This is a genomic window from Nocardia anaemiae NBRC 100462, assembly GCF_001612725.1.
Lineage (GTDB): Bacteria > Actinomycetota > Actinomycetes > Mycobacteriales > Mycobacteriaceae > Nocardia > Nocardia anaemiae.
Window position 1 is genome coordinate 15,466 of sequence record NZ_BDAZ01000022.1, and the last position, 23,428, is coordinate 38,893.

19 protein-coding genes and 1 pseudogene are annotated in these 23,428 nt (G+C 65.6%); 12 read left to right on the forward strand and 8 right to left on the reverse strand.

Annotation, left to right across the window (positions count from 1 at the left end):
* The first annotated feature begins 82 nt into the window (after positions 1-82).
* The 3 genes from NA5_RS14840 to NA5_RS43185 are packed head-to-tail and all read left to right on the forward strand — an operon-like array spanning position 83 to position 1,562.
* On the forward strand, positions 83-946 hold the full coding sequence (locus tag NA5_RS14840) for a TIGR03619 family F420-dependent LLM class oxidoreductase (protein WP_062986166.1): 864 nt from the start codon (positions 83-85) through the stop codon (positions 944-946).
* Positions 947-964: 18 nt separating this feature from the next.
* Positions 965-1,249 (forward strand): hypothetical protein, encoded by a 285-nt coding sequence (locus NA5_RS41795; RefSeq protein ID WP_218020097.1) that lies wholly within the window; start codon positions 965-967, stop codon positions 1,247-1,249.
* Between the two features lie 4 nt (positions 1,250-1,253).
* On the forward strand, positions 1,254-1,562 hold the full coding sequence (locus NA5_RS43185; protein ID WP_218020098.1) for a TetR/AcrR family transcriptional regulator: 309 nt from the start codon (positions 1,254-1,256) through the stop codon (positions 1,560-1,562).
* 55 nt (positions 1,563-1,617) lie between these two features.
* Here NA5_RS43185 and NA5_RS14845 read toward each other — a convergent pair whose 3' ends face one another.
* Positions 1,618-2,523: an alpha/beta fold hydrolase gene (locus tag NA5_RS14845; RefSeq protein WP_245672238.1), complete on the reverse strand. Its 906-nt coding sequence runs from the start codon at positions 2,521-2,523 to the stop codon at positions 1,618-1,620.
* A gap of 177 nt (positions 2,524-2,700) precedes the next feature.
* Between NA5_RS14845 and NA5_RS14850 the strand changes: the two genes are divergently transcribed.
* Positions 2,701-3,021: a 2Fe-2S iron-sulfur cluster-binding protein gene (locus NA5_RS14850; RefSeq protein WP_062986168.1), complete on the forward strand. Its 321-nt coding sequence runs from the start codon at positions 2,701-2,703 to the stop codon at positions 3,019-3,021.
* Positions 3,018-4,289, forward strand: coding sequence for an NAD(P)/FAD-dependent oxidoreductase (locus tag NA5_RS14855; protein WP_245672239.1), 1,272 nt, complete (start codon positions 3,018-3,020; stop codon positions 4,287-4,289). The genes NA5_RS14850 and NA5_RS14855 overlap by 4 nt, the downstream gene beginning before the upstream one ends.
* 122 nt (positions 4,290-4,411) lie before the next feature.
* Here NA5_RS14855 and NA5_RS14860 read toward each other — a convergent pair whose 3' ends face one another.
* Positions 4,412-4,975: a TetR/AcrR family transcriptional regulator gene (locus NA5_RS14860; RefSeq protein ID WP_245672240.1), complete on the reverse strand. Its 564-nt coding sequence runs from the start codon at positions 4,973-4,975 to the stop codon at positions 4,412-4,414.
* Between the two features lie 221 nt (positions 4,976-5,196).
* On the opposite strand from NA5_RS14860, the gene NA5_RS14865 reads away from it, so the two are divergent.
* From NA5_RS14865 to NA5_RS14875, 3 genes are all read left to right on the forward strand, one after another.
* Positions 5,197-7,332 carry an acetate--CoA ligase family protein gene (locus NA5_RS14865; protein ID WP_062986172.1) on the forward strand — a complete coding sequence of 712 codons (2,136 nt, stop codon included), beginning with the start codon at positions 5,197-5,199 and terminating at the stop codon, positions 7,330-7,332.
* Positions 7,333-7,337: 5 nt separating this feature from the next.
* Positions 7,338-9,698, forward strand: a complete 2,361-nt coding sequence (locus NA5_RS14870) for an acetyl-CoA acetyltransferase (protein ID WP_062986173.1) — start codon at positions 7,338-7,340, stop codon at positions 9,696-9,698.
* A gap of 260 nt (positions 9,699-9,958) precedes the next feature.
* A complete protein-coding gene (locus NA5_RS14875) occupies positions 9,959-11,626 on the forward strand; it encodes an FAD-dependent oxidoreductase (RefSeq protein WP_062986175.1) in 1,668 nt (555 codons plus the stop codon).
* A gap of 249 nt (positions 11,627-11,875) precedes the next feature.
* Here the strand turns inward: NA5_RS14875 and NA5_RS42200 are convergent.
* Positions 11,876-12,035 (reverse strand): annotated as a pseudogene (locus NA5_RS42200) (thiolase C-terminal domain-containing protein); the annotation flags it as partial.
* A 255-nt stretch (positions 12,036-12,290) separates the two neighbouring features.
* Between NA5_RS42200 and NA5_RS14880 the strand changes: the two are divergent.
* Together NA5_RS14880 and NA5_RS14885 are read left to right on the forward strand one after the other, a co-directional pair.
* Complete coding sequence (locus tag NA5_RS14880; protein WP_062986177.1) at positions 12,291-13,571, forward strand: cytochrome P450; 1,281 nt, start codon at positions 12,291-12,293, stop codon at positions 13,569-13,571.
* Positions 13,572-13,848: 277 nt separating this feature from the next.
* Positions 13,849-15,321, forward strand: a complete 1,473-nt coding sequence (locus tag NA5_RS14885) for an aldehyde dehydrogenase family protein (RefSeq protein WP_062986180.1) — start codon at positions 13,849-13,851, stop codon at positions 15,319-15,321.
* Positions 15,322-15,579: 258 nt separating this feature from the next.
* Here the strand turns inward: NA5_RS14885 and NA5_RS14890 are convergent, their stop codons facing one another.
* From NA5_RS14890 to NA5_RS14910, 5 genes are all read right to left on the reverse strand, one after another.
* Complete coding sequence (locus NA5_RS14890) at positions 15,580-16,656, reverse strand: hypothetical protein (protein ID WP_157110424.1); 1,077 nt, start codon at positions 16,654-16,656, stop codon at positions 15,580-15,582.
* A 31-nt stretch (positions 16,657-16,687) separates the two neighbouring features.
* On the reverse strand, positions 16,688-18,166 hold the full coding sequence (locus NA5_RS14895; protein ID WP_084484144.1) for an NAD-dependent succinate-semialdehyde dehydrogenase: 1,479 nt from the start codon (positions 18,164-18,166) through the stop codon (positions 16,688-16,690).
* Entirely contained in the window at positions 18,163-19,428 is a 1,266-nt protein-coding gene (locus NA5_RS14900) for an NAD(P)/FAD-dependent oxidoreductase (RefSeq protein ID WP_084484145.1), read from the reverse strand. The genes NA5_RS14895 and NA5_RS14900 overlap by 4 nt, the downstream gene beginning before the upstream one ends.
* An 11-nt stretch (positions 19,429-19,439) precedes the next feature.
* A complete protein-coding gene (locus tag NA5_RS14905) occupies positions 19,440-19,763 on the reverse strand; it encodes a 2Fe-2S iron-sulfur cluster-binding protein (protein WP_062986186.1) in 324 nt (107 codons plus the stop codon).
* A gap of 64 nt (positions 19,764-19,827) precedes the next feature.
* Entirely contained in the window at positions 19,828-21,270 is a 1,443-nt protein-coding gene (locus tag NA5_RS14910; protein WP_218020099.1) for a cytochrome P450, read from the reverse strand.
* 89 nt (positions 21,271-21,359) lie between these two features.
* On the opposite strand from NA5_RS14910, the gene NA5_RS14915 reads away from it, so the two are divergent.
* Together NA5_RS14915 and NA5_RS41305 are read left to right on the forward strand one after the other, a co-directional pair.
* Positions 21,360-22,652, forward strand: a complete 1,293-nt coding sequence (locus NA5_RS14915) for an alpha/beta fold hydrolase (RefSeq protein ID WP_084484147.1) — start codon at positions 21,360-21,362, stop codon at positions 22,650-22,652.
* A gap of 157 nt (positions 22,653-22,809) precedes the next feature.
* Positions 22,810-23,382, forward strand: a complete 573-nt coding sequence (locus NA5_RS41305) for a TetR family transcriptional regulator (RefSeq protein WP_169811306.1) — start codon at positions 22,810-22,812, stop codon at positions 23,380-23,382.
* Positions 23,383-23,428: the final 46 nt, after the last annotated feature.

Genomic DNA, 23,428 nt, shown 5'->3' on the forward strand with positions numbered 1-23,428 from the left:
CAGCAGGATGGCGTCTTACAACGCCTGCCCGGCACGCCTCGAACCTTGTGCTGACTGGCACCGGCGGATTGTCTGCCTTGTCATGACCGTTCGTCTGGCGATCACCCTCGGTCGGCTCAACCCGAAGTCGTGGCGCGAGACCGCACTCGTCGCTGACCAGCTCGGCTTCGATGCGGTCTTCCTTTCCGATCACCTCGTAGCACCGGTACAGATCGCGGGTTCGCTGCATGGGTCCGACGACTCGCGTCTGATGGCACCGGATACACCGCTGTACGACCCGCTGGGCTACTGCATGTATCTGTCCGGCATCACGGAGAAGATCAAACTCGGCACCTACGTGTATCTCCTCGGACTGCGGCATCCGTTCGTATCCGCTCGCGCGGCGGCCACTCTCGACCAGGTGAGCGGCGGCAGGGCATTGCTCGGCGTTGGCAGCGGCTGGCTGATCAGCGAATGGGCGGCCGCGGGTGTTCCGCCCTCCGATCGAGGGGGTCGGCTGGAAGAGGCGATCGCCGTGTGTCGGCGATTGTGGTGCGAGGATCGGATCGAGCACAGCGGGGAACATTGGTCGTTCCCGACGGTGGGGTTCGCACCGAAACCGGTTCGGCCGAAAGGGGTTCCGATCTTGGTGGGCGGAGAATCGAACCGAGCCCTCCGTCGAGCCGCCAGGCTCGGCGACGGCTGGATGGGCATGGACGGACATACGCCTGCCACCGCAGCCACCAAGGTTGCGCGGCTGCGCAGGCTTCGCGAAGAAGCCGGGATGGCCACCGAGCCATTCGAGATCACAGTTGGTGGTTCAATGCGCACCGCGGATGACTACACCGCATGGGACTCGGCAGGAGTCGATCGGCTTGTGATCACACCGTGGACATCATCCCGGACGGCAGTCCGCGAACTGCGTGAGTTCGCCTCGGCAATCGGTATGCCAGCCGATTCGAACTGAAGTTCCGTATGGTCCCGTATGGCTTCCGTGGATGATTCGAAAGCGCGGCTCGATCGGCCGCCGATGCGAATGCTTGCCTTGGCGTCGCAGTCCGAACGCTTCCTGTCTCCTGAACTCCACGCTGCTCAGTCAGGCTCGATCCACGTCGTCGCAATTAAACGTCACATCATGGACGACCCCACCGCCGAACAAACCACCTCACCGCGCTCGTCGGTCAGCGTCACAGTGGCCTCGGCTAAAAGGCTCCCGCGGTCGGTCCGGTCGACCACGCCTCAGGAAACGCAAGAAGCAGCAGACCCGTGAGGCCTTGCGCCGCACAGCTATTCGTCTCTATGCGGAGCGAAGTGCGGACTCGGTCACGATCAACGACATTTGCGCCGCCGCCGACGGTTCGCCACGCACGTTCTTCAACTACTTCGAGACGAGGACGACGCCCTCCTGGACTGGTACGCGGATCGAGCCGGTGGAACACTGGCCGATCGGATCGCCACCCGTCCAGCCGAGGAGTATCCACTGCAGGCGGTTCACCGGGCGGTCACAGGGAGCATTCGCCGCCTGCAGGAGCGCCCAACCTGGCGGGAGCACCAGGTACCAATGCGCAGAAATCTCCGGCTGATCCCGACAGCTTTCGCCGACAGCCGCGACAGATCATGGTCGAATGCTGCGAGATTTCATGAGATCGCGCTCCGAGCATCGGAATGCCCCCAGTCCGCGAGCAGTGCACGGAGTCCGGTGATCAGCGAGAGCGGCTGGTCCAGCATCGGGTGATGGCCCGCCTCGGGGATCTCCACCACCGGCGCGCGCCGCCCGAGCAGCTCGGACATATCGTCGCTGATGGTGCGGGTCAGGAGGCCGTATTCGGCACGCAGCAGGGCGACGCGGGTGCCGACGCGCCGCAGCATCTCGCGCTGCGGCCGGGCGTTGCCGAAGATCCTGGGATCGAAGCGCCATTGCCATCCTTCGGCTGTTCGGATCACAGAGTGCCGGGCGATGTGGTCGACCACGTAGGGCAATGAGTGTGGCTGATCCGGAACGGTGCGGAAGTGCCCGAGCGCAGTGTCCAGGTCGGGATACACGCGCAGCGGCCCGAACGCCTTCTGGCGCGAGGCCTCGATCTCTTCCGGGCTGCGCTCGCGAATGGGCGAGTCGATCACAATGACTCCGCCCAGCCGATCGCCGGCTTCCGCACCGGCGTTCAGGCTCACCCAGCCGCCCATGCTGTGCGCGATGACGACCGGACGCGGCCCCAGATTCGGAAGAGCGCAAGTCGAAAGCAACTCCGCTGTCCACGATTCCACGCTGTACCTGGCTCGGCGACCGCTGTTGCCGTGCCCTGACAGGTCTATCGTGACCGTCCGGTAGTCACCGAGCATCGGCGCCACATGATCCCACCAGTGCCCATGAGCACCGCCGCCGTGTACGAGCACCAGGCCGGGCGCGCCGATCCGCCCCCACCAGCGCAATGCGATCCGCGCGCCATTCACCGAAATGCACTGTTCGACCCGGGGTTGTGCGACCGATCGCGCGAACCACTCCGGTATCTCGGATACGAGAGCACCAGACGTCTCATGAATCACTTACTCAGTGTACTGAATATGTAGCCATGCGCGTGATGTACGAATACTTCGTGGCCCGATCCCGAACTTTCGCCACCCAACCAACGTCACTATGGTAGAACAGTATCCTAATATACGCTGAGGTAGAGGCGCCCGCCGTGACGCCTTCCAGTAGGACGAACGAGTGGGAGGTCGACCATGCCAGTGGTCGTCTATGTGTTGCCCAGTGGCGAACGCCGGGAGATCAAGGCCGACGAGGGCCAAAGCGTCATGGAGACCGCCGTCGGCAGTCTCGTTCCCGGGATAATCGGTGATTGCGGGGGTTCCCTGGTCTGCGCCACCTGCCACGTGTACGTCGACGATGCGTGGATGAGCCGCTTGTCGTCCGCATCCGACTACGAGCAAGACATGCTCGAATGCACTGCGGCCGAACGCACCGACCGCAGTCGGCTGTCCTGCCAGCTCGAATGCAAATCCGAGCTGGACGGCATCGTGGTTCACGTGCCGGAGGAACAGTGAGCGAGAACGGCGACGCAGCCGGACCGCAGCGCGTGGTCATCGTCGGCACTGGCCAGGCCGGCGCCGACACGGCGACCGCATTGCGCATGGCCGGTTATCCTGGCGAGATCGTGATGATCGGCGAGGAGCCGACGCTGCCGTATTCGCGCCCGCCGCTGTCCAAGGCCTACCTACTGGGCGAAGTCGATGCCGAACACGTCGCGATCCGGCCTGCCGATATTTATGAGCAGCAACGGATTCGAGTGATCACCGGAACGGCCGTCACCGCCGTGGAGCGGGCCGGTAAGGCCGTCGTTCTCGCTGACGGCGAACGCATGCAATACGACAAGCTGGTTCTCGCGACCGGCGGCAGGGCGCGGCAGTTGCCACAATCCGCGACGATCGGTGCGCAAAACATCCACACTCTCCGCACACTCGAGGACGCCGACCGGTTGCGCGATCGGTTGACGCCTGGAGCACACAGCGTCGTCATCGGCGGCGGATATATCGGCCTGGAATTCGCGGCGGTGGCGCGGTCGAAGGGCGTGCGCGTGACCGTCTTGGAGGCTGCCGACCGAATACTCGCCCGAGTCACCGCTTCCGTGGTATCCGAATTCTTCGCACGGATCCACCGCGACGCCGGCGTCGAGATTGTCGTCGACGCACAGCTCGACGGCTTCGAACTGAACGACTCGGGAGACGTCGCTGCCGCCAGGCTTGCCGACGGCACCCGGATCGACGCCGATTTCGTGCTGCTCGGAATCGGGTTGGCGCCACGGACGGAGCTGGCGGTCGCGGCCGGGCTTCCGGTCGACGACGGCATCATCGTCGATCCCGCCATGCGCACTTGGGATCCGGACATCTACGCCGTCGGGGACGTGGCCCGCCATCCCGATCCGGACCGCGGCGGGATGCGCAGGCTCGAATCGGTGCCGAATGCGTCAGCACAGGCTCGCATCGCCGCCGCCGCCATCACCATGAATCGGGGCCCAGCCGACGCGCCACCGTGGTTCTGGTCGGACCAGTACGATCTCAAACTCCAGACGGTCGGCTTGTCCACCGGCTACCACCGCACGGTCGTCCGAGCCGATGCAGAGAACGACCGCGCGATCACCGTCTTCTACCTCCGCGACGGAGTTGTCGTAGCCGCAGACGTGGTGAACCGGCCGGCCGACTTTGCCGCAGCGAAGAAGCTGGTCTCAGCGAATGCGGTGGTCGATCCAGTCCTGCTCGCCGACACATCGATCCCGCTCCGGACTCTTGTCTCCGCAACGCGGCAATCAGCATGAGGCGACAGGCGTCCGAAGCCGGACCTACCGGCTCCGCTACGCCTGCTCTGCGCCGACGCCGTCTGCCACGGTATACCTATTCAACCGCTGCCTGCCGTGGGAGGCGGTGCGTTTCGATCAGTTCAGTCGCGCTGCGAGACAGTACATTCCGCGTTCACGGCGCGAAGCAGAAAGTCGACCAGATCGCGGATGTAGCGGGCTGCCGTGTCGGGCAGCTGGTACCGCAGATGCGCAGGGGTGGCCTGCACATGCATGGTCACGGCACCGCACAACATGTCCAGCAGCAGCGTGACCGACGTGTCGGGAGGCAGCTCGCCTCGAGCGATCGCCCGCCGCACCAGGGCACGAGCCGCCACGATCTGCGATTCACGAATTGTGCGCCAACGTTCGCCGATCGCCGGAATTTCGTCTGCCTCGACCCCCAGGCGCATCGTCGCGCGGCCGTTCGGCCCCATGTACTGCCGCATGACCTCTTCCGCCAGACGGACGAGATCGGTGCGGACGTAGCCGGTTTCGACGTCTTCGATACCTCCGAGCCGATTGAGCGCGTCGATCAACAGGGCTTCACCGGTCGGCCAGCGCAGGTAGATCGACGCCTTTCCCACGCCCGCCGCCTTGGCCACCTTTTCGACGTTGAAGCCACCCCAGCCGGCAGCACTGTACAACTCCAGCGCGGCCTCCAGCACACGACGATCCACCTCTGGATCACGCCGTCGACCCGGTCCCGTTGTGGTCATCGTCCTGCCTTTCCGAGGTGGGTCCTCATCGCAAGCACAGCATTGCCATACGACACCGTTCAGTATAGCCTCTAGAAATTACTAGACGGGGCCGTTCGGTAATTGGTGAAGCCTTCGAAATGCCCGCCAGCGGTTCTCATGTACGGAATGCACAAGGAGCGTGCCCAACGATGAGCAGCGACATCACCCCCCAGCGTTTGAAGACCCTCTTCCGCCCGCGCAGCGTCGCCTTGGTCGGGGCTTCGGACAAGTCGATGTTCTCGGCTCGGGCCTATGAGAATCTCGTCGACTTCGGATTCGCCGACAGCACCTTCCTGGTGAACAGACGTGGGGTGGACGTGCATGGGCAACCGACAGTTCCGACATGTTCGGATATCGGCCAGGATGTGGACGTCGCGTTCATCCAGGTGCCGCAAGCCGGCACGCTCGCCGCTCTCGATGATGCGGCGGCGGCGGGAATCCGCAACGCGGTGGTCCTGTCCTCGGGCTACGGCGAGGCCGGGCCGGACGGGCGGCGCGCCCAGCGGGAATTGGTAGAGCACGCGAGGTCGCTCGACATGCTGTTGCTCGGCCCCAATCACCTCGGGTTCGCGAATTTCGTCGACCATGTCCCGGTCACACCGGTCTCGGGGCTCCCGCACAGCACCGGTCACGTGGCGCTGTTGTCGCAGTCCGGTGCCAGTTCCGCGGCCATGGTCGAATTCGCAACGATGGCTGGCGCCGACCTGTCCTACATGGTCACCCTCGGCAACGAGGCCATGATCACCGCTGGTCACGTGCTCGACTTCCTAGTCGACGACGAGGCGACCAAGGCCGTTGCGATCTTCATGGAGACCATTCGCGAGCCTGGCGTATTCGCAAACGCCGCCCGACGCGCAGCGGCGGCCGGGAAAGCGATCGTCGTTCTGAAGGCCGGCAGCAGCGAGATGTCGGCGCGCACGGCCGCCGCTCACACTGGCGCACTGGTCGGCGACGACCGCGTCGTCGACGCGGTATTCCGCGAACTCGGGATCATTCGGGTCGATTCGATCGAGGACATGATGATCACCGCAGCCGCGGCCGCAAACCTCGGCAAGCTCAGCGCCCACGGTATCGGCTGGGTTTCCATTTCCGGCGGCGCATGCGACATCATCGCGGACCGTTCCGAGGATCTCGACGCAACGTTGTCCGAATTCTCGGCGTCAACTCAGGCACGATTGCGGGATGTCCTGCCGGACTACGGAACTGTGCAAAATCCTCTCGATGTCACCGGTGCGGCTGTGATCGACTCGTCAATCTTCACCAAGACGGTCGAAGCGATCTCGGACGATCCCGCCATCGGCGTGGTGGGGGTGATCAGCGGAGCCCCATGGGAGTCCACTGGCGGAAATTACCCCGCGCAGTACCTGCTCAACGCCATCGGCGCCGCCGAAGCGACCGCGCCGGTGACCCTCGTCAACCAGGTCATCCAGCCGATCACCGCTTACACCAAATCCGTTCTGGCCGAGGCGAAGATCGACCACCTCATCCCGGGTCTGCGGCAATCGGTGGTGGCGCTCCGCAATTTGGCGTGGTGGTCGGCGACCGTCGAGTCGGTCCGGCCGGAAGCCGCGAATCCCGTCGAAATCACGACCACCGTGGCCCGGACGGGCGCATGGTCGGAGTCGACCGCACGCGGCGTCCTGTCAGGAGCTGGAATACCGGTCGTCCCCAGCGAATTGGTGACCAGTCCAGAAGACGCGGTGAAGGTATCGGCCGGATTCGCCGGACCTGTCGCGCTGAAAATCGCCTCGCCCGACGTTCTGCACAAGAGCGACATCGGCGGTGTGGCACTGAACATCTCGGGCGACGCCGAGGTCGCCGCTGCCTACGATCGGATCACCGCCGCGGCCGCCACAAACGCGCCGGAAGCCAAGCTCGAGGGCGTGTTGGTCTCACCGATGCGCTCCGGCGGTACTGAACTGCTCGTGGGCGTGGTCCGCGATCCACAGTGGGGCCCGGTGCTCGCCGTGGCGATCGGCGGCATTTTCGTCGAGGTCCTCGACGATTCCGCGCTGGCGACGCTCCCGCTGTCGGCCGGACGAGCGCGCCGGTTGCTGGACCGGTTGCGCGGGAAGGCACTTCTGCAGGGCGTGCGCGGAACCGCTGCCGCCGATCTCGATGCGCTCGCCGCCGTGATCGCCCGGATCAGCGATCTCGCACTGGCGCTCGGCGACGGTCTCGAATCGCTCGAGATCAATCCGCTGCGTGTGGACGGTTCCACCATCGAAGCACTCGATGCCGTCATCACCTGGACCCCCGCTCGCAACAACCCCGAGGAGGCGTGAGAGATATGAGCATCATCGACCCACGCACACCGGTCCTCGTGGGCGTCGGCCAAGCGGCCGAACGGATCGACGACCCCGGCTACCGAGCACTGTCCGCAGTCGAACTGGCCGCTGCGGCCGCACGGGCGGCGTTGAGCGACACCGGAGCCGACGCCGAAACCATCTCAGCGCGAATCGATACCGCGGCCGGCGTCCGACAATTCGAGATTTCCACCCCCGCTGCAGTAGCGCCGCTGGGCAAATCCGACAACTATCCCCGGTCAGTCACCGATCGCATCGGCGCCGACCCCGCGCGCGCGATCCTCGAGGTCAGTGGCGGCCAGTCACCACAGCATCTGATCACCGAGCTGGCCCGAACCATCGCTGCCGGAAACTCGAACGTAGCAATTGTTTTCGGCTCCGAGGCGATCTCCACCACACGACGTCTCGCCAAAACCAACCAGCGCCCCAATTTCACTGAGCAGCGCGGCGGACAACTGGAAGACCGCGGCTACGGCCTCAGCGGACTCGTATCTCGATACGGGGCGGCGCACGGTCTGACCGACGCGCCCAGCCAGTACGCCCTCCTCGAGAACGCCCGACGCGCTCGGCTCGGACTCTCCCGCGACAGCTACAGCCGGAGCATGGGTGAGCTGTTCGCGCCATTCACCCGGATAGCCGCCAAGAACCCCTACGCGGCCGCCCCGGTCGAACGCAGCGCGGCCGAACTGACCGCCGTCGATGATCGCAACCGCATGATCGTCGAACCCTACCCGCGGTTCCTGGTCGCTCGCGATCAGGTCAACCAGGGCGCCGCAGTTCTGCTGATGTCGGTAGCAGCTGCTCAGGAACTCGGTGTCCCCCAGGATAAATGGGTATTTCTGCACGGCCATGCGGACCTGCGGGAGAAGGATCTACTCGAACGCCCTGACCTCGGTATCGCACCGGCGATGGTTCGCGCCGCCGAGCACGCGCTGGAGATCGCCGGTATCGGCGTCGATCAATTGCACACGATCGACCTGTACAGCTGCTTCCCGATCGCAGTGTCAGCGATCTGCGATGACCTCGGCCTGCGCCACGACGACCCCCGCGGGCTCACCCTCACCGGCGGGCTGCCGTTCTTCGGCGGCGCGGGCAACAACTATTCACTGCACGCGGTCGCGGAAACCGTTGCGCGCCTGCGCTCCGCGCCCGGCAGCTACGGCTTCGTCGGCGCGAACGGCGGGACCCTCAGCAAGTACTCGGCAGCGGTGTACTCGACCACCCCTACCGCGTGGCGCGAGGACCGCAGCGAGGTGCTCCAGCGGCAACTGAATTCGGTTCCGTCCGTAGAGATCGCGACAAGGGCCGACGGCCCGGCGACGATCGAGACGTACACGGTCAAATACACTCGAACCGGCCCAACCGGAATCGTCGTCGGGCGTTTGGGCGACGGCCGCCGCTTCCTGGCGACCGTCGCACCGCAGGACACCGACCTGATTGCCCTCCTGGCAACCGGCGATCCGGTGGGACAACCGATTTTCGCTCACTCCTCCGGCCGCGGCAATGTCGTCACCTGGACCGCGGAAAAGATGAACGAGCTATTCCCGCAACGGGTTCCAGCGCTGCGCCAGTTGTATGAATTCACTGAGGTTCGACGGAACGAACACATCCTCGAGATCACCGTCAACCGTCCCGAAGCCCGCAATGCCCTCACCCCTGAGGCGAACGAGGAACTGGACGAGATCTTCGACGCGTATTTCGCCGACCCGGAACTCTGGGTCGCCATCATCACTGGTGCGGGCGAAAAGTCGTTCTGCGCCGGAAACGATCTGCGGTACTCGGCCGGCGGCAAGCGGGGCTGGATGCCCAACAACGGGTTCGCCGGCCTCACCAACCGCCGCGATATGACCAAACCTGTCATCGCCGCGGTCAACGGTTTCGCTATGGGCGGCGGGTGTGAGATCGCGCTGGCCTGCCACCTCGTTGTCGCCGATGAGACGGCTCAGTTCGCACTCAGCGAAACCAGAGTTGGTCTGGTCGCCGCAGCCGGCGGCCTCGTGAGGCTCCCCCGGACGATTCCGCCGAAGATCGCTACCGAACTGATCCTCACCGGCCGCAAAATCCCTGCCGAGCATGCCCATCAGCTCGGGCTGGTCAACCTGGTCGTCCCCGCAGGCACCGCATTGGACGCCGCCCGGGAAATGGCCGCCGAAATACTCGCTGTATCCCCCACATCGGTGCGCACCTCGTTGCAGATTATGAACGAGACCAGCGGTATTAGCGATGTGGTCGATGCGGTGGACCATCCCTCGTCGGCTCTCGACGATCTGCTGGCCAGCGAGGACATGCTGGAGGGGCTCCGCGCGTTCGGCGCCAAACGCGCACCACGCTGGAAGAACCGCTGACAGGTCCGGCCTCCAGCCGAAGCGTCGCAGCAGCGAGATTACCCGTTCACTTCCGCGAATACCGATCTCATTGGAGCTCAGATGACCCATTAGCCAGTGTTATTACCCAGTCCAAGCGACCGTCCCCATCCCGAGCCGATACAGGCGTTCTGCGGGTCGGACAACGCAGCCCACGGATCGGGCTGCACTTCCTGACATTACGTACGTTCCGCCCCGACCCGGGTGCCGAACTTTTGAGAAGTTTCGAGGATCTGCGAGATATGGCCTACGTGATCACCCAGCGTTGCTGCAACGACGCCAGCTGCGTTCCCGAGTGCCCGGTCGATTGCATTCGTCCCACTCCGGGGCAACCCGAGTTCGCGACGACCGAGCAGCTGTACATCGACCCCGACACCTGTATCGACTGTGGTGCGTGTGTAGATGCCTGCCCGGTGGAGGCCATCTTCTCCGAGGACGATCTGACCGCGTCGCTGGCTCGTTTCCGCGATATCAACGCCGCCTACTTCCAGCGGCACCCGCTGGAGTCGAATTTCGACCCGCTGGTGACCCCGGCGCGCCCGCCCAAGGAGCTGGGCACGCTGCGGGTGGCGATCGTCGGCGCCGGGCCCGCGGCCTGCTACGCCGCCGACGAGTTGCTGCGCCGCGCCGATGTCGAGGTGGAGATGTTCGACCGGCTGCCCACCCCGTGGGGTCTGGTGCGCGCCGGTGTGGCTCCGGATCATCCGGGCACCAAGTCGGTGTCGAGCATGTTCGAAAGCGCGTTCCGTCGCGACACCCTGCAGTACCGGCTCAATGTCGAGGTGGGTAAACACATCTCGCACGAGGAACTACAGGCCCATCACCACGCGGTGATCTACGCCGTGGGCGCCTCCACCGACCGCCGCCTGGACGTGCCCGGTGAGGATCTGCCCGGAAGCCGCTCGGCGACCGAGTTCGTGGCCTGGTACAACGGCCACCCCGACTACGCCGAGCGCAGCTTCGATCTGTCCGGTGAGCGCGTGGTGATCGTGGGTAACGGCAACGTCGCCCTCGACGTCGCCCGCGTACTGACGCTGTCGTCCGACGAGCTGGCGACCACCGATATCGCCGACCACGCCCTGGACGCGCTGCGCTCGAGCAATATCCGTGAGGTCGTGGTGCTGGGCCGGCGTGGCCCGCTGCAGGCGGCCTACACGTCGGCGGAATTCCTCGCGCTGGGGCATCTGAAGGGTGTCGATGTGATCATCGACCCCGCCGAGCTGGAGTTGGATCCGGCGAGCCAGGCGTTGCTCGACGACCCGGATATCGAGCCGTCGCTGCGGCTGAAGTACGAACTGGCCCGCGAATACGCGGCCAAGGCCCCGAATCCGGACAACAAGCGCATCGTGTTCCGCTATCTGGCCTCACCGACCGAGATCCGCGGTGCGGGTCACGTCGAGGAGCTCGAGTTCGTGCACAACGAACTGATCTCCGAGGACGGGCGCGTGGTGGCGCAGGCCTCGGATCGCCGCGAGACTCTGCCGGCGTCGATAGTGTTGCGCTCCATCGGCTATCGCGGTGTGCCGATCGCGGATCTGCCGTTCGACGAGCGCGCCGGGATCGTGCCCAACGAGTACGGCCGCGTCGTCGCCGACGGCGTCCACGTCACCGGTGTCTATGTTTCGGGCTGGATCAAACGCGGCCCGCGTGGCGTGATCGGTTCCAACCGCGTCGATGCCACCGAAACCGTGGAACAGCTGCTCGAGGACTTCACCTCCGGCAAACTGGCTGCGCCGCAGGGAGATCGGGCCGCGCTCGAGGCCCTGCTCGCGCAGCGTCAGCCCGACGCCGTCGGCCGCGACGGCTGGAAGGCCATCGACGCGGCCGAGAAGAGCGCCGGCAAGTCCGGCGGCCGGCCGCGGGTCAAATTCACCACCATCGAGGATCTGCTCAAAGCCGCGCACGGCTGAACATCGGCTCTTTCGGACCCTCCCGCGCGGGAGGGTCCGAAAGCCCCGGCACCGCGCCTTCGAGCTCCCGCGAGGGCTTTCTCGTGCGGGCGGCCGATCGAATGGTGTCTCGCGAACTGGCAGCGATCATTTTCCACGGTGTAGGGCGCGGTTTCAGCTTCCGGCCGCGCCGGTCACGACGACGATCTTGTGCTTCACACGCATTACCACTCCTGATGAAACGTTGTCGAGATATTGCTTTGCAACCGTTTACGCGCGTCGGAGCAGTAGCGCCCCGGACGGCACGCGGCCACCGTTCGTGACGACGGCGACCCTCGCGGATAAACCCGTGCCCGTGCAGCCGGCCCGCCGACAACTGGCCGCCGTGCGGGTTCAGTGAAAGTGCGCCGCCGAGGGCGATGGCTTTCCCATCGACTAAGTCGACCCGAACGGAGTGCTGATCACGCGGGCGGCGAAGTGACCCTCGCCCGCCGAGACCGCAGCCGTGCGTGACGCCGCCCGGATCGGCAGAACGGGCGCGTAGAACAGGCACATCAATCAAGTATTGAGTACACCTACACGGCGCTATCCAGCGATTCAGTTGAAGAATTCCCAAAAATCTTCCATAAAGAGTGCCCTTATAGTACCTTCTTGTGAATCACATCACTGGTAGTTAGGCACGGTAATGACCAGCACTGAACAACCCACGGGCACGGCCTGGGAAGCGTTCGCGGATGTCGATCTGGATGCCGAGTACGAACACGCGCTCAAAACGCCCGACTCAGCCGTTTCCGATCCGCACCCCGTGTACGACGAGCTACGCGCCGAGCGCGCGGTGTACCGGGGGGACGTCCTCCAGGACATTTTCAAACTGCCGTACTCGATGGCGAACCGGGGCGCGGGCGACCGGAAAGTGTTCACCTTCCTCACACACGAGGCGTGCACGACGGCGTATCGCCACCCCGAGGTCTTCTCGTCGACGATCATGCAAGAGACCATCGGCAAGGTCCAGGGCAACAGCCTCATCACCTTCGACCCGCCGGAGCACACCCGGTTGCGCAAGCTGCTGTTGGAGGCATTCAACAAGAAGCAGCTCGGGCACTGGCGCGACGACATCGTCGATCCTGTGGTCGAGCACCTGTTCGCCCGGTTCTCCGGTCGTGGTTCGGCGGAACTCATGCGTGAGTACGCGTTGCAGTTGCCGATCCGCGTCATCCACGACATCATCGGGCTGGCACCGGAACAGTTCGACGAGTTCCAGCGGCTCGCGGTCGGGCTCGGACTGGCGAAGACGCGCCCCGAGATCGGTGCGGCGGCATCGGAGCGACTGTGTGAGCTGTTGAGCGAGGTCATCGAGGAACGCCGCCGGGATCCGGCGAACACCACGGTGGACGTTCTGCTCAATGCACGAGTGGACGGCGAACACCCGCTTACCCATGAGGAACTGCTCGCCTTCCTCCGGGTGCTACTCGTCGCCGGCGGCGAGACAACCACCCGGGGCCTCGGTTCACTGCTGGTCGGGTTGCTCAACGACACCGCGCAACTCGATCGGCTCCGCGAGGACCGCGGCCTGTTGGCGCAGGCGATCGAGGAAGCGATCCGGTGGGAATCTCCAACTCAGTTCAATTACCGCATCACCACCCGGGATATCGAGATCGACGGCGTCGACATTCCCGCGGGTTCCGGTATCAATCTGTGTATCGCGGCCGCCAACCGGGACCCCGCGCGCCATGAGGATCCGCATCGATTCGATATCGGCCGGAAGTCGCGCGGCCATCTGGGCTTCGGCTTCGGCGCGCACGCGTGCATCGGCATGCACGTCGCCCGGACCGAGATCGCCCTCGCCATGAACGCCCTGTTGGACCGTCTACCCGGGTTGCGCATTGCGGCGGGCCATCCCCCGCTCGAGGTCGAAGGAACAACCTTCCGCAATCCCTCTGTCATCCCCGTCGAATGGGACAACTGACCCCGAATCATCGATACCCGATCGTGGGCACCGAATCGAGTCCGGTATGACTTCTTATCCTTGTGTGCCAGGAGAATTCGGCTTCCTGCCATACAACGCCGGCAACGGTACCAGTTGCCCACCCTGCTACTGAGTCGTCGCACCGGCTTCGCAAAATTCATCCCCCCGGGGGGACCGCCACCGGTAACGCGGAATTCCGCTGATTTCCGGTGCCCCCGATCCCTACGCCGGCCACGCGGTCCCGATCGGCGCACCCACACCACACATCGGAGCAGATATGACCCAGAACCTCGCCACCTCGAACGACATCTTCACCCGCACCGAGCTCTACATCGGTGGGCGATGGACCTCATCCGCATCGCGCGGAACGATCGAGATCGTCAATCCCTATACCGAAAAGGTGATCGGAACCGTTCCGGAGGCCAATGCGGCCGACACCGACGCGGCCATCGCCGCCGCAGTCGCAGCTGTACACGACAACCCTTGGCAGAAAATGTCTTTCGTCGAGCGCGGTGCCGTGCTCGGCAAGGTCGCCGAGGGCCTCGTCGCCCGCAGCGATCAGGTGCTCACCACCTACACACAGGACTTCGGCGGGGTCCGGGCTTTCGGGACGTTCATCGCCGCCCAGGCCGCGAACGTCTTCGCCGAGCACACGAAGTTCGCCGAGCACCTGGTGGCCGAGGAGTGGCGGGAGAACGGCGGCGAGCGCAACCTCATTCGGCGCGAACCGGTAGGCCCGGTGCTGGCCATCGTTCCGTGGAACGCCCCGTTGGCCTTGGCCGCGGTCAAACTCGCCCCGGCGCTCCTGGCCGGATGCCCGGTCGTCGTCAAAGCCCCGACCGAGGATCCGACGGTAACGTTCATCCTCGCCGAGGTGCTGGCCGAAGCCGGCATCCCCGAGGGCATGGTCAGTATCCTGCCCGGGCGGCGCGGTTCCCTCGGCGATATCGCCGGCCGTCCCGAATTCGCCCACGTCGCCTTCACCGGGAGCACCGCCTCCGGCCGGACGATCATGCATTCGGCGGCGGACAACATCACCGATGTGACGCTGGAACTCGGCGGCAAATCCGCCGCGATCTTCCTCGACGACCTGGATCCGGCGCAGGGGGCACAGCTGGTCGTTGCCGGATCGCTCGCCCAGTCCGGACAGGTCTGCACCACCTACTCACGACTGCTGGTTCCCGCCACGCGCAAAGACGAATGGATCGGCGCGCTGGTTGCGACCTTCCGGGCGCTGCCCATCGGCGATCCCGACCATCCGGACACCGTCATCGGGCCACTGATCAATGCCGGTCACCGCGCCACCGTCGAAGGTTTCATCGACAGTGCTCGCACCGAGGGCGCGACGATTCTCACCGGCGGCAAGCGGCCCGATCTTCCGCACGGCTACTTCGTCGAGCCCACCTTGATAACCGATGTCACGCCCGATATGCGGGTCGTGCGGGAAGAGGTCTTCGGTCCGGTCATCACCGTGCAGACCTACACCGACCTCGACGAGGCGGTAGCGATTGCCAATCAGACAGAGTTCGGCTTGGCCGCCGGTATCTTCACCACCGATACGGAAGCCGCCATGAAACTGGCGCCGCGGCTGGAAGCCGGCAATGTCGCGATCAACAACTTCGGCGCATGCCTGGTTCAGCCGTTCGGCGGCTACAAGAAGTCCGGTCTCGGCCGCGAGGGCGGCATCGAGAACGTGGAGCACCTCCTTGCTTTCAAGCAGGTGCGTATGCCCATGGAACTGCCTCTGTAGGCATTCGGTGAAGGCCGTGGGGGACGCAAGGCGCATCTCTGCGACGACGGCGCCTTCGCGCTCACCCGCGGAAGCGCACCGCAGCCGGGGCTGGCCATGGCCCGCCCCGGACCGGTCGTAGTGCCTTTCTCGATCGGCCGCTCGGACCTGTGAAACGCGATCGACTCGGCGGCGCTCCCTGAAGCCAGGGGCGCCGCCGAGTCGCTGTGCTTGCGGCCCGTCCGCTACTTGTAGGCGCCAGGAGCCGTCCGGTACGGGTCAACCCCGAGGGGCCGCCGATGCCTGCAGAGCGATCTCGATATAGATCAGCTCCATCAAATGTTCCGAGGTCTTCTGGAACAGGTCGACCACGGTCGGCTGCGCGACCAAGAATGACGACGGTGCCCACGATCCGTCGGCGGCTTGGCGCCGGACGAACCACTCGCCCATCCGGACCGTCCAGGGCAACATTCCCGAGGCCGGGTCCGCAGCGAGCACGCTCGCCGCTCCCCAGCCGAATTTGCAGATCTGCACCTGCCCCGGGTCGGCGAACTGCGCGGGGGTTCCCTCGACATTGAGGGACAGATACGAGCGCGCGAGATCCAGGGCAGCGCGATCCTGCGTCTGCTGCGCGTAGCCGGCGAGGAATGCGGCGGCGATGCCAGGATTGAAATAGGTCTGACGCTCCTTGCTGTAGTCGGCGATGTAGAGCCACCGCTGCATGCCGGAGACGTCGGTGACGATCCCGTCGCCGCGCCAGCTGCTGTACAGACGACCGGGCTCGGGTTGCGCCTCCCATTGCCGCCGTAGCCACTTGTAGATCCGCTCGGAGTGTTCGCGACGACCGCAGACGAGCGACGAGATCCCCAGCTGACCGGTCTTGAGTACGTCCTGCTGCGGGTCGGTTGCGAAATCGCGATGCTCGTAGGCGCCGCCGGAGACCGGATCGGTGAAGTAGTCCAACCGGCGGTTGATCACGCCGGCCAGGTCGTACCTACCCAGTAGCCATCCACCGATCGCCAGCGCGGACAGAAAATAGACCGGACTGCTCGGCCCGCCGCCGTACGGTCCTTCACGCAAGTCCCCCTCATCGGTCAGTGCGGTGCGTTCTGCCCATCCCAGCAGGGCCGACGCGGCGTCCGGAGCGCCCCCGAGAGCCAGCGCCCAGGGACCGCGCCACCAGCCGATGCCGAGCTCGGCGCCTGCGGGGGTGCCGTCGGCGGCGACGTGATCGGTCAACCAGCCGACCGCACGTTCGCGGGCCGTGCGAATCCTGGCCATCCCCTCGTCGGTCACGGCGTCGGGCCACCGAGCGCCGGGGTCCGCGAAAGGCGGAGTCTGGGGAGAAGTGGTCATATTGTGCTCCTCGAAAACGTCGGGCATGCGCTCATCGCGAGATCAGGCTGTACTTGACCGAGAGGTACTCGTGGATTCCCTCGATTCCGCCCTCTCGACCGAACCCTGATTGTTTGATCCCGCCGAAGGGTGCTGCGGCATTGGATACGGCTCCGGTGTTGATGCCGGTCAATCCGGTTTCCAGCCGGTCGATCAGCCGATGCGCGCGCGACAGATCCGTGGTGAAGGCATAGCTGGCCAATCCGAATTCGGTGTCGTTGGCGAGCGCGACGGCCTCGTCCTCGGTGTCGAACGGCACCACGGCCAGGACCGGCCCGAATATCTCCTCACTGAGCACGGCACTGCCCGCCGGCACCTCACCCAGCACAGTCGGCTCGTAGAACGAACCCGGCCCGGAGACCTCGTGCCCGCCAAGCAGTACCTCGGCGCCGCGGTCAACAGCATCGGTGACCAGCCGGTGCACGCGAGCACATGCACGGTCGTCGATCAGCGGCCCGATGGTGACACCGTCGGTGAGCCCGTCACCCATGATCATCGCGCCGACCCGCTCGACCACGCGCTCGGTGAACTCACCGGCCACCGCGCGATGAACGAGGAACCGGTTCGCGGCGATGCACGCTTGACCGATGTTGCGGAACTTGGCCTGCATCGCCCCGTCGACGGCCGCGTCCAGGTCGGCGTCGTCGAAAACGAGGAACGGGGCGTTACCGCCGAGTTCCATCGAGGTTCGCAGGACATTCTGCGCGGCCTGGGCGATGAGTATCCGGCCGACCTGCGTCGACCCGGTGAAACTGACCTTGCGCAGCCGCGGGTCCGCCATGATTTGCGCGCAGACGGCGGCAGCCGAGCCGGTGGTGACCACATTGACCACGCCTGCGGGCAGGCCCACCTCGACCAATAGCTCGGCGAACAGCAGGGTGGTCAACGGGGTCTGTTCCGCAGGTTTGATCACCACGGTGCAGCCGGCCGCGAGTGCGGGGCCGATCTTGCGGGTGGCCATGGCCAGCGGGAAATTCCACGGTGTGATGAGCAAGCACGGACCCACCGGACGGTGACCGACAACGACTGTGCCGGTGCCCTCCGGATTGGGGCCGTAGCGGCCGCTGATCCGGGGCGCCTCTTCCGCGAACCAGCGCAGGAACTCCGCCGCGTAGGTCACCTCGGCGCGAGCTTCGGCCAGCGGCTTGCCCATTTCGAGCGTGATGAGGGTGGCGAAGCGTTCGCGGCGCTCGGTCAGCAGATCGAACGCGCGACGCAACAGCTCTGCCCGGTCTCTGGCCGGAGTGGCCGCCCATCCTTCCGACGCCGCGACTGCGGCGTCGACCGCCGCAATGCCGTCCGCGACGCTCGCGTCGGCGACATCGGCCAGAAATCCGCCGGTGGCAGGGTTGTCGACAGCCGACGTCCGCCCTCCTTCGGCCGCAACCCAGGTTCCGCCGACGAACAACTCACCGGTGTGCGCGGGAAGAGCGGACGCCGCGGCCGCCCGCGCGGGAGCCACCCCGCTCATCGCGCGGCCACCGGGGTGGGCACGACACCTGCGAGCAGCGATTTCAACGGAACAGAAGAGTCGGCGACCAACTCGGGTGGGGCGGATCTCCCCGCGGCCAGTGCGGACTTCACAGCCATGAAGTCGCGAGCGCTGTTGACACACTCCCCGGCGATGAGCCGCCCCTGCCGGTAGTACAGCACGGAGAACTGCTCCGCGGCGGGGTCGCCGCGCACAACCGTCTGGTCGTAACCGTCCACCAGGCCTGCTACCTGCAACTTCAGATCGAACTGATCGGACCAGAACCAGGGGGTGGCACGGTAGGGGCGAGGAGAACCCACAATGCTCGATGCGGCACTCTTCGCCTGTTCGATGGCGGTGTTCACCGACTCGAAGCGCATATGGCCGGTTCCATTCGGCACCGGGCACGGATAGCAGGCGCAGTCTCCGGCCGCGACCGTACTCCTGTCCGAGGCAACGCCGAACTCGTCCACGACGATGCCGTTGTCCACCTTCAAGCCCAGCGCGGCGGCCAGTTCGACATCGGGCATCACGCCGATCCCGACCACCACCACGTCGGCCCGCAGTACCGTCTCGTCGCTCAGCACCACGGCCTGTACCCGGCCGTTGCCGTCGTCGAGGAATTCGATGGGTGTGGTGCCGAAACGCAGATCGGTACCACGACGAGTGTGCGCGCCGCGGAAGAACTCGCTGGTGGCCCTACCCACGGCGCGTCCCATCAGACGGTCGTCCTGGGTCACCACCGTGACGTCCAGGCCACGCCGACGCGCGGTCGCAGCGACCTCCAGACCGATGAACCCGCCGCCGATCACCACAAGACGCTCGGCGCCGCCGAGGCGCTCGCGCAGGGCCAGCGCATCGTCGACGTCCCGGAGCCCGTAGATTCCACGCAGCCGGCTGCCCGGAATCGACAAGTCGCGCGTCCGGGCGCCGGTGGTGAGCGCCAGCCGCCCGTACGGTAGCACCGCGCCGGAATCGGTGACTGCCACACGCGTTGCGGGGTCCACGGCAACGACCCGTTCGCCCGGCCGCACGTCGATTTTCCGGGCGGCGAAGAAATCCGCGCTACGCAATTCCAGCGATGCCGGTTCGACGGTGCCGGCCAGGAGGGCTTTCGACAGCGGCGGCCGCTGGTAAGGCAGTCGGCGATCGGCTCCCACGAGGGTGACGGGCTCGTCATAGTCCATATCGCGCAGGGAGCAGGCGAGCTGCACACCGGCCTGCGATGCGCCGATGATCAACGTCCCATGGTGTGCGGTCATGTCCGGGCCACTCACTCTTGGCATTCGGGAGTGGTCACGTGGAGATCGCCGAGGCCCTCGGAAACCTCGAGCTGACAAGCCAATCGGGAGTTCTCGGTGCGGTCGACAGCGGTGCCGTCGAGCATGGCGTCTTCCATCTCGGAGACCTCGGGCAAGCGGTCCGCGTCGGCACTGTCCACAAAGACGTGACACGTCGCGCAGGACAGGACACCGCCACAGTCACCGACGATTTCCCGAATCCCGTTGCGAACGGCGGTCTGCATGACGGATTCGCCGACCGTGGCGACGATTTCTTGCTTCTCGCCCGTCGAGGACGTGAAGGTGATGGTGGGCATGGAAAGGCTCGCTATCTTGTCGGCGCCGCATCCCCGGCGGCGCGGTCGAACGGAAACTGATGGTCTACGGCCGGGCCTCGGCCGGAACCGTGGTGTCGAAGGGCTCGAAGGTGGCGGGCACCGTGTCGTAGCCGATCACCCCGGTCTTGGTCGGGTACTCGACCACCTTGGCCGGATCGATGGCGAAGTCCGGGATCCGGCGCAGGATCTCCTCGAGCATGATCCGCATCTCCAGCCGGGCGACGGGCGCACCGAGGCAACGGTGGTTACCGGTGCCGAAGGCGAGGTGGTCCTTCACGTTGTCCCGATCCATGTCGAATTCCAGCGGGTTCGGGAACTTACGCGGATCGCGGTTGGCGGCGCTGTTGGCCATGAAGACACGCTGACCTTCCTGGAAGGCGAATCCGTGGAAGTCCAGGTCGCGTGTCACGGTGCGGGCGGCGCCGACGCCGGGTGTGAACAGCCGCAGGAACTCCTCCACTGCCTTGGGCACCAGCGACAGGTCGGCCCGGAGCTGTTCGCGTAGTTCCGGATGGGCGGCGAGGTACTGCAGGATATGCAGCATCGTGGTGTTGGTGGTGTCGGTGGAACCGAAGGTCAGGCCGTTGAGAACCGTCTGCGCCTCGAGCGCGGTGACAGGCTGACCGAGGATCGAGCCGCGCATCAGCGCGCTGGCGACATCGTCGCGGGGATCTTCCTTCCGCTCAGCACAGAGCTGAAAGATCTTTTCCTGCGTGGCCCGGAAGCGCTCCAGCGGAAAGTCCGGCGAACCGAAGCCCGTCAGGCCGATGGCGTGCACGGTGGCCGCGAAATCCGCCCAGGACGCCGTGTCCACGCCCAGGAGCCGGCAGGCCATCTTCGTGCTGACCGACGCGACGAACTGCGCGAAATCGAGCTCACCCAGCGCGGCCACCGCATCGAGCGATTCCACCGTATGACGCCGGATCTCGGCCTCGTAACCGCGCACGGCCTTCGGCGTGAAGAACGGCGCCTCCAACGCGCGAACCTCGGTGTGCAGCGGTGGATCAGCCTCGGTCGGGACGAAACGCGAGGGCGCCTCCGGGATGGAGAAACCTGTTCGGCGGCTTCGTGTCTCGCGGCCGGTGGTCCGGTCGGCGAACGGATCGCCCGGCACATCGTCGTGCGTCGAAGAGAAGCGCTCCCAGTCGGAATAGACCTCGCGGACTTCTTCGTAACCCGCCACGACCCAGTAGCCGCCATGCGCCCGGTTCCAGGCGATCGGAGTCTCGGCGACCAGCTTGTTGAGTACTTCGTAGAGATCGGCCGTGGCAATCGGGACATGCAGATCGAGGTCGATCTCCACGGGCTGCTGTGTGCTTGTCACTGGGGACTCCTTCGTCCGGAAATGGGTCGCAACACGTCCAAAGTGTATCTTCGCGTCAGTGACTGTCAATACATGATTTGCCGGAAATACCGCGTTGAGATACCAGCTCATGCGGCAGATTGATCGATCAACCTTGAACAAATCCAGACCATCGGAAGACACTCTTGTCATTAACTGTCAGATTGACTTACGCTCTCGAACACGCGCCGCACGGCGACGCCAGACGACGATGTCCACAGAAAGGGACCCCCATGACCGAGTTCTCCGTCGAGAGGCTCCGCGACGCCCTCACATCCGACGCCGAGCTGCGTTACAAGCTCAACGGCTTCCATGGCCGGTATCGGATCGTCGTCGACGAAGTGCAGGCCGATGTGGTCGTGGACCACGGGATGATCACGGGCGTGGGCCCCGTCTCGGGCGAGGCAGAGCTGACTCTCACCGTCCCGGCAGCCGTGCTCGCCGACGCCGCGCTATCCAAGCCCGTCCCCGGGACCGAGGCTGCGCAGCTGGCCGCCTCGCGTGGTGTGACCGTCGCCGGTGACCTGTTCTCCGCTGTGGCTCCCTACGCCGGGGCGACATCGCGCGTTTATGAGCTGCTCCGGCAGCTGAGCGGAGCCACCGAGAACGCGCTCCCGGCCGGCGGTGAGACCCTGTTCGAAGAGACGGATATGGCGGTCGGCCGCTACGTGTATGTGACCGTGGACGGGGTGCGATACCGCACCTACTACGAGGAGGCCGGCACCGGCGACCAGGTTGTGCTGCTGCAGCACACAGCGGGCGCGGACGGTCGCCAATGGCGGCATCAGCTGGCCGACCCCGAGTTCCAGTCGCGCTTCCGGATGATCGCCTACGATCTGCCGTTTCACGGACGCTCGCTCCCGCCGACAGCGCAGCGCTGGTGGCAGCAGGCGTATCGACCCACCCGCGAGTGGCTGATGGACTTCGTCGAGGCCTTCTCCGATGCACTCGAGCTCGAACGCCCCTCGTTCATGGGGTGCTCGGTCGGCGGCCAGCTCGCCCTCGACCTCGCGGCGTACCGCGGTGAGCGGTTCGGGGCGTTCTTCGCCCTGAACGGCACCCTCGACAACGCGCTGGACGGTGACCCGTACATCGCCGGGTTCAATGATCTGTGCCGCGACAACCGCGTATCCACCGAGTTGTACGCGACCGGTAATTTCGGAGCGACCTCGCCGCTCGCCCCGGAGCCCTACCGCCGCGAACTGTACTGGATCTACCGATCGAACTTTCCCGGTGTCTACGCGGGAGACAACGACTACTTCCTGACCGGCCACAATCTCACCCGCGGCGACGTCGTCATCGACACCGACCGCAACCCTGTGTACGTGCTGGCCGGCGAATACGATCCCGTCGCCACCGATGCCGAGCACGGCGGGTCCGCCGTCGCGAAGCGGTTCCCGGGCGTGGTCTACCAGGAGCTGGAAAACCTGGGCCATTTCGCCCCGACCGATGACCCGCTGGGCTTCCGCGCCGTCCTGCCCGCTCTCACAGAAGGAATCGGGCGGCTCGGCGCCGCCGCCCTCTGAGCCTTCTCCTGGCCGGGGAGCATCGTCCCCGGCCGGAAGACCCGAATCGACAGTGCCGTACGACGACGCGGAACCCGATCGTAGGCTCGTCGCCAAGCTGATCACAGGAGGTGCCGTGGCCGTCCGCACGACTCGACGGGAGCGGCAGAAGGCCGCGGTGCGCGCGGAACTGCGCACCGTGGCCATCGACGTGTTCCTGGCCCAGGGTTATCACGAAGCCAGCATCGCCGAGATCGCTGACCGAGCCGGGGTATCGGAGCGGACGTTCTACCGGTACTTCCCCACGAAGGAAGCCGTCGCGCTCGACTGGATCGATGAAACCGCCCCGGCCGTGCACGAGATGCTGCGCCGACAGCGCCCCACCGTGTCCCCCAGCGACGCATTGTGCGAAGCCTTCATCGCCGCGACGCCCCCCTCGATGGAAGGCACCCTGGAACATCGGGTTCTGTCGCTGATCTTTTCCACACCGCGGCTGCTCAATGCCTATTACGACCAGGCGCGAACCTGGGAGAAAGATGTCGCCCAAGTCCTGGCCGAGTGTCTGGGGACAGACGTTGCGTCCGATCCTCGCCCAGCACTGTGGTCGGCTATGGGTTTCGCAATCGCCCATACCGTGGCGCGGGAACGCGCGGCGCAGGGCGATACCGATTACACGACCTATCCAACGTTGCTGCGCAAGCGTTTCGCCGAAGCCGCGCAATTCTTCGAGGACCTCAGCGTCACTGGATAGTTCGCCAGTCGCCCTCGATCTGCTCGGGGTGCGGAGACAGTGCGCC

Coding starts and splice junctions, on each gene's coding strand:
- NA5_RS14840 (WP_062986166.1), top strand. CDS start 83: ATGACCGTTCGTCTGGCGATCACCCTCGGTCGGCTCAACCCGAAGTCG.
- NA5_RS14890 (WP_157110424.1), bottom strand. CDS start 16,656: ATGACCACTTCTCCCCAGACTCCGCCTTTCGCGGACCCCGGCGCTCGG.
- NA5_RS14870 (WP_062986173.1), top strand. CDS start 7,338: ATGAGCATCATCGACCCACGCACACCGGTCCTCGTGGGCGTCGGCCAA.
- NA5_RS14915 (WP_084484147.1), top strand. CDS start 21,360: ATGACCGAGTTCTCCGTCGAGAGGCTCCGCGACGCCCTCACATCCGAC.
- NA5_RS14900 (WP_084484145.1), bottom strand. CDS start 19,428: ATGACCGCACACCATGGGACGTTGATCATCGGCGCATCGCAGGCCGGT.
- NA5_RS14895 (WP_084484144.1), bottom strand. CDS start 18,166: ATGAGCGGGGTGGCTCCCGCGCGGGCGGCCGCGGCGTCCGCTCTTCCC.
- NA5_RS14880 (WP_062986177.1), top strand. CDS start 12,291: ATGACCAGCACTGAACAACCCACGGGCACGGCCTGGGAAGCGTTCGCG.
- NA5_RS14885 (WP_062986180.1), top strand. CDS start 13,849: ATGACCCAGAACCTCGCCACCTCGAACGACATCTTCACCCGCACCGAG.
- NA5_RS14865 (WP_062986172.1), top strand. CDS start 5,197: ATGAGCAGCGACATCACCCCCCAGCGTTTGAAGACCCTCTTCCGCCCG.
- NA5_RS41795 (WP_218020097.1), top strand. CDS start 965: ATGGCTTCCGTGGATGATTCGAAAGCGCGGCTCGATCGGCCGCCGATG.
- NA5_RS14850 (WP_062986168.1), top strand. CDS start 2,701: ATGCCAGTGGTCGTCTATGTGTTGCCCAGTGGCGAACGCCGGGAGATC.
- NA5_RS14905 (WP_062986186.1), bottom strand. CDS start 19,763: ATGCCCACCATCACCTTCACGTCCTCGACGGGCGAGAAGCAAGAAATC.
- NA5_RS14875 (WP_062986175.1), top strand. CDS start 9,959: ATGGCCTACGTGATCACCCAGCGTTGCTGCAACGACGCCAGCTGCGTT.